The following is a 5,709-nucleotide window of genomic DNA, read 5'->3' as shown; positions in this document are numbered from 1 at the left end:
CATCGATTGCTTTGTAGTTCATCTCTACGACTGCATCACCTTTTTTACCGTAAGATTTCTTAGCAGCTGCTTTCATGAAATCAACAGCTTCGTCGATTGGCATTACGTTAGCAAGTTTGAAGAATGCAGACTGAAGAATTGTATTAGTACGTTTACCCATACCAATCTCAATAGCCTTATCAATCGCGTTGATTGTGTATAACTGAATGTTGTTGTCAGCAATATACTTCTTAGCTGCTGCAGGCATATGATGATCTAATTCTTCATCAGACCACTGGCAGTTGATCATGAAGATTCCGCCTGGTTTAACATCCTGAACCATCTTGTAACCTTTAACTACATAAGATGGGTTGTGACATGCTACGAAGTCAGCCTGATTAATGTAGTATGGGCTTCTGATTGGATTGTCACCAAAACGAAGGTGAGAAATTGTAATACCACCTGTCTTCTTGGAGTCATACTGGAAGTATGCCTGAATGTATTTATCTGTGTGATCACCGATGATCTTTGTAGAGTTCTTGTTAGCACCTACAGTACCGTCTCCACCAAGACCCCAGAACTTACACTCTACTGTACCAGGAGCAGATGTAATAGGAGCTGGTTTAACTTCTGGTAAAGATAAGTTTGTAACATCATCCACGATACCAATTGTGAAACGGCTCTTTGGAGCGTCTTTTTCAAGTTCTTTATAAATAGCAAATACAGATGAAGGAGGAGTATCTTTAGAACCTAATCCGTAACGTCCAGCTGTAAGAACGATATCGTTAAGACCTGCTTCTCTAAGAGTTGTAGCAACATCAAGATATAAAGGATCTCCTAATGCTCCAGGCTCTTTTGTACGGTCAAGAACAGCGATCTTCTTAGCTGTCTTAGGAATAACGTCTAATAATGCAGAAGATACCCAAGGACGATATAAACGAACTTTGATTAAACCAACCTTTTCACCTTTTGCTGTTAAGTAATCAATTACTTCTTCTGCTACATCACAGATAGATCCCATAGCGATGATTACGCGGTCTGCATCTTCTGCACCATAGTAGTTGAATAAATCGTAGTTAGTTCCCAGTTTTTCGTTGATTTTGCCCATGTATTTCTTAACAACAGCTGGTAAAGCTTCGTAAACAGAGTTACAAGCTTCTCTGTGCTGGAAGAAAACGTCACCGTTTTCGTGAGAACCACGCATAGCTGGGTGTTCTGGGTTAAGAGCATGCTCACGGAAAGCTTTAACTGCATCCATGTTGCACATTTCTTTTAAGTCTGCATAATCCCATTTTTCGATCTTCTGAATCTCATGAGATGTACGGAAACCATCGAAGAAGTTGATGAATGGAACTTTACCTTCGATTGCAGCAAGATGTGCTACAGGGCTTAAGTCCATAACTTCCTGTGGGTTAGTTTCTGCCAGCATAGCAAATCCTGTCTGACGACATGCATATACGTCACTGTGGTCACCGAAAATGTTCAGAGACTGTGTAGCAACTGTACGTGCAGATACATCAAATACACATGGAAGCTGCTCAGCTGCGATCTTATACATGTTAGGGATCATAAGAAGAAGACCCTGGGATGCTGTAAATGTTGTTGTGATAGCACCAGCTGCAAGAGAACCGTGAACAGTACCTGCTGCACCTGCCTCAGACTGCATCTCACTAACAACTACCTGGTTACCAAAAATATTTTCCTGTCCTGCTGCTGCCCACTGGTCAACGGAATCAGCCATTGGACTAGATGGTGTAATAGGATAGATAGCTGCAACATCTGTATACGCATATGCTACGTGAGCTGCTGCGGTATTTCCATCCATAGACTGTTTTGCTCTAGGCATTGATTATTCCTCCTTGTCAAAAGTTGTGGTTTATTTTAAATTCGACATAATATTATCATTTTTTTGAGGTAATGTAAAGCTTATTCGGAACTGTTCCTTCTAAAATACAAAATCTTGCCCGAAACAGCCTTTTTATGCCAATTTTTCCCCTTGACAACGTATTTTTCCGAGAACAATTTTAGGTTAAAATTGCTATAAAACCAACAGTTTTGTATACAATATACATATGGCTTATTTTAGATTTTTTCTCAATAATTTTTTGTTGTAATTTTAGGATTATTCAGGATTAAAATTCTAATATTTTTTCTTCATTTTTTTAATTATTTTATGAGATTCCTCTTTGTTTTCACCATTTATCTCCATCTTTTAAAAATAACAATTTCGTAATTTTACATAATTTAATCAACTGGAACGTGTTTAAAAAATGCTTTCTGCAAGATGTGTGTCACAATTTGCAGGAGATTTTGCCTGAATGAAGGCAGCGTAACGGGCGGCTACGTCAACTGAATGAAGCCAACACAACTCTATAGGAAAACAGGCACGTTATTTGACAAAATGTCAATGAGACAATTCACGAAAAACGACTTTTTACTCAGAAGTGATGAAAAGAAAATTAAGTGGGAATCCACGGTAATTCCATATTATCTCCCTCACACTTTCATAAAAATATATCTAAAAAACACAACGGCAATCCCTATACACAAAAAAGGTCCCAGCGCAAAGCAATCCTTTCGCTTCGCACGCTTTGTAATCAGTAGAAAAAATCCATATAATCCTCCTAAAAGTAATCCCGCACAAGCAGCAAATATATTCCACTTTATCCCTAGTAACACTCCACTTGCCGCCATTAGCTTAACATCTCCTCCACCCAGTCCGCCTGAACATAAAATTGCAAGTATGAACATCGGAATACTAACCGAAAACACTCCCAAAAAGCGACTTAAGAATGTAACTTCCTGGAAAACAAAACCACTCCAGATTCCTGAAATAAACAAAAGTACATTTAACTGATTCGGAATTATCTTGATTTTAAAATCAATTATAGAAATAACCAGTAAAATACTAACTATAACAATCATTGTAATTACCCTCATATACTCCCCCTGGCTCCTGCTAATTGCAGAATTTTTATTAAGTTTACTATTTTACAGACCCTGTAACCCAAATACTATAATTATGAAAATCCCTGCAATGGAGTTATTAACATGTGTTTAATCTATAAACCATTCCAACTGACAGATTTAACTTGACTCAAAAATAATTTTTTAAATAACTTTCATTATTTTCTCTTGAACTTTTAAAAGTATTAAATTTCTATTTGAGTTATTTTATACCATTTATGTGTTTGTTTTTCCATTTTATACCATTTTTCTTCTAGAGTCAACTATTTATTTACAAAATTAAAAAGAAATTATATACTACCTTCAGGAGGATACAAATTAATATGGTCAAATTAATCGAAACAGTATACAATTTTTTATGGGGAGATTTACTCACCGCACCCTTACCCGGCGGCGGAACACTCCCCCTTTCACTTTTAGTCATTTTACTAATTCCTACCGGATTTTATTTCACGATCCGGACAAGATTTCTACCAATACGTCTTTTTAAAGATATGGTAGGAGCTCTTTTTGAAAAAAAAGGAGATGAGAAAAGTGGGTAGTGATAAAAATAAATATAAAGATAAAGATAAATAAAAAGATAATAAAGGTACAGATTCCTCAAGCAATTCTAAAAATGAACCTTTAAAGGGTGAAGTATATTCATCATCGGCACACCAAGAGTGTATTGACCGTGCTTATCGTATTCCTATATTTTTAAGTACTACAACTCATTTAAATGACAACCAACAACGGTTTCTAAACCGTCTAATTTTTGAGATTGAGAATGCTTTGCTTTTTCCGCGTACATTACCATTAAGCGAAAGTTATCCTGAATCCATTTTAACTGATATTCGTCGGTTAGTTTCATCAAGCTATGGAATGTTGGCAGTAAACCTTCGTCGTTTTAAAATTCAAACAGTTGATGTCAATGCAGGACCCCTTCCACCATCCACTCCATTCTGGATAGGATCAGTTTATTCACAAGTAGAACCTTCAATGGCTTTTCAATTTGGTCTACCCTTATTATTAGTAAGGGAAGAAGATACTGACGCAAATAATGGAATTTGGGCAGGAGGAATTGCCCCACTCAACCTATTTATAGTTTGGCATTCTGAAACTCAAACTGTAGATCAATTCTTTAACACTCCTGAATGGAGATCAGCCTTTGCAAATTGGAGTGCACAAGTAAGAAATGCCTTTTATATTCAGACAGAGCCTAAGTTCAAGTACAGTTGTTAGTACACAGAATTAAAAAATTATTTGATTGGAGTACGCTTTTTCAAAGCAAGATATCGTAATAAAAGAGTGATATAGAACAAGTTGAGATGATGTCTTTGTTTAGCGAACGGTGAACTGGCACTTTAGTACCTAATTGAACATTTTTATAAGTCGAAAAATATACATATTTTTATATATTTTCGGCTAATTTTACATACAAAAAAATATTGCCATATATAGCATTTTTTAATTTCCAAATACACTTACCCAAATTGGAAACTTGTTTTGGTCTTCCATCCTTTAGGCACGTTCAATGCGGCAGCGACTTTTTTCAATGTGTGTTTCCCGTTATTCTTTACGGTTACGGTTACGTACGTATTTTGACCTTTCGTAAGGATCTTTGAAGCTGCTTTAGCTTGAACTTCGAGTCCTGAGGAGACATAACTGACGTTTTGCAATTGCTCTTCTTTTAATGAGAGCTTATGAAGCAAGTCGTTCTTAATGGCAGGGCTTAGCTTTGCCTTTTTGACTTGCGCAGTAATTGAACGAACATTGGAGAGAGCTGTTTGGGATGTTGAAAAAACACGTTTATCATTTGGATAAGCCGCAATAACAGCGTCCAAATTCCGTTGTAGGTATTTAACTTCACCTTTTAATTTTGAAGCTGAGCGAGGGAGTTTTTCAGCCCATTCAGTAAAATTGTAAGGTACACCCGCAAAGAGGTCTGTCTGGCTTTTTGTATCAACCGAGCTTTGCTTCAAATCTAGATGGATCTGGCGAGGTGCTGCTGGGATATCAGAACCCATGCCTTGGCTTTTATGCAGATAGCGGGATTGTTCTCCAAGCTGTGGATAAGTCATACCGTATATTGGGTCATAGGTACCGATTTCAATGGATGTGGTGGCTTTATCTGCGGAGGAAACAGGTAAATATAATTTTTTCACTTGCCATACCGATAGACCTTGTTTCAATTGTTGTGGAAACACAGTTGGGTCGGCGGCATCCTTAAAGGCGCGTTCACTTAAGATTGTCATTGTTCGATGATGTCCATGCTGGGTATCATCATTTTGAAAGGATGGCATCAATATATCCGGCTGATACGTCCGAATAAAGCGGATAAGCCGTTCATAGGTGAGTTCTTCGCCCCATTTTTCTAATGTTTCCTTTGGTGTTTTAGAGAAGCCGAAATCATAAATGGGATCTGAGGTAGTTTCACTTAGATGATAGGCCTTAACCCCGGTGATTTTTGCAGCTTCTATCATTTCCCTCGAACGGATGATTCCAAGAGCATTGTCCAGTTCATCCCCAATTTCATTTTGTCCTCCTTCACCACGGTTTGCAATAAGGCTGGATGTCTTCACCCCTAACCCTCTGGATAGATAAGCGAGAAAGTCACTGCGTTCATCATCTGGATGGGCACCGCTGTTCAAGAATGTCACAGTCGTCTCGAGCGGCTTGACCGCATTCCATAATTCAACGTTGGTTTCATCAGGATTTGCAGCGCTACCTCCAGGCGGCGATAATGCAAGAACTAACAAAAGGGAAAGCAACGATAACAAAGCT

At 37.8% G+C, this 5,709-nt stretch carries 5 protein-coding genes and 1 pseudogene; 2 read left to right on the top strand and 4 right to left on the bottom strand.

Going from position 1 to position 5,709, the window contains the following annotated elements; all coding sequences use genetic code 11:
- The 3 genes from nifJ to Q0371_RS10130 form a co-directional block, all read right to left on the bottom strand.
- Nucleotides 1-1,825, bottom strand: a 1,825-nt coding sequence (gene nifJ, locus Q0371_RS10135; protein WP_298470814.1) for a pyruvate:ferredoxin (flavodoxin) oxidoreductase, incomplete at its 3' end; no start/stop codon positions are given.
- A 417-nt stretch (nucleotides 1,826-2,242) separates the two neighbouring features.
- Entirely contained in the window at nucleotides 2,243-2,347 is a 105-nt protein-coding gene (locus Q0371_RS19210; protein WP_334294678.1) for a DUF6783 domain-containing protein, read from the bottom strand.
- Nucleotides 2,348-2,475: 128 nt separating this feature from the next.
- On the bottom strand, nucleotides 2,476-2,919 hold the full coding sequence (locus Q0371_RS10130) for an A24 family peptidase (RefSeq protein WP_005343796.1): 444 nt from the start codon (nucleotides 2,917-2,919) through the stop codon (nucleotides 2,476-2,478).
- A 350-nt stretch (nucleotides 2,920-3,269) separates the two neighbouring features.
- On the opposite strand from Q0371_RS10130, the gene Q0371_RS10125 reads away from it, so the two are divergent.
- Both Q0371_RS10125 and Q0371_RS10120 read left to right on the top strand, forming a co-directional pair.
- A complete protein-coding gene (locus Q0371_RS10125; protein WP_298470811.1) occupies nucleotides 3,270-3,488 on the top strand; it encodes a hypothetical protein in 219 nt (72 codons plus the stop codon).
- Between the two features lie 106 nt (nucleotides 3,489-3,594).
- Nucleotides 3,595-4,167 (top strand): annotated as a pseudogene (locus Q0371_RS10120) (hypothetical protein); the annotation flags it as partial.
- Between the two features lie 242 nt (nucleotides 4,168-4,409).
- Here the strand turns inward: Q0371_RS10120 and Q0371_RS10115 are convergent.
- On the bottom strand, nucleotides 4,410-5,709 hold a 1,300-nt coding region (locus tag Q0371_RS10115), incomplete at its 5' end, for a PIG-L family deacetylase (protein ID WP_298470808.1).

The organism is uncultured Psychrobacillus sp., from assembly GCF_938022135.1.
Lineage (GTDB): Bacteria > Bacillota > Bacilli > Bacillales_A > Planococcaceae > Psychrobacillus.
The sequence above is the reverse complement of the archived record's forward strand: the minus strand, read 5'-3'. Positions and strand labels throughout refer to the sequence as shown.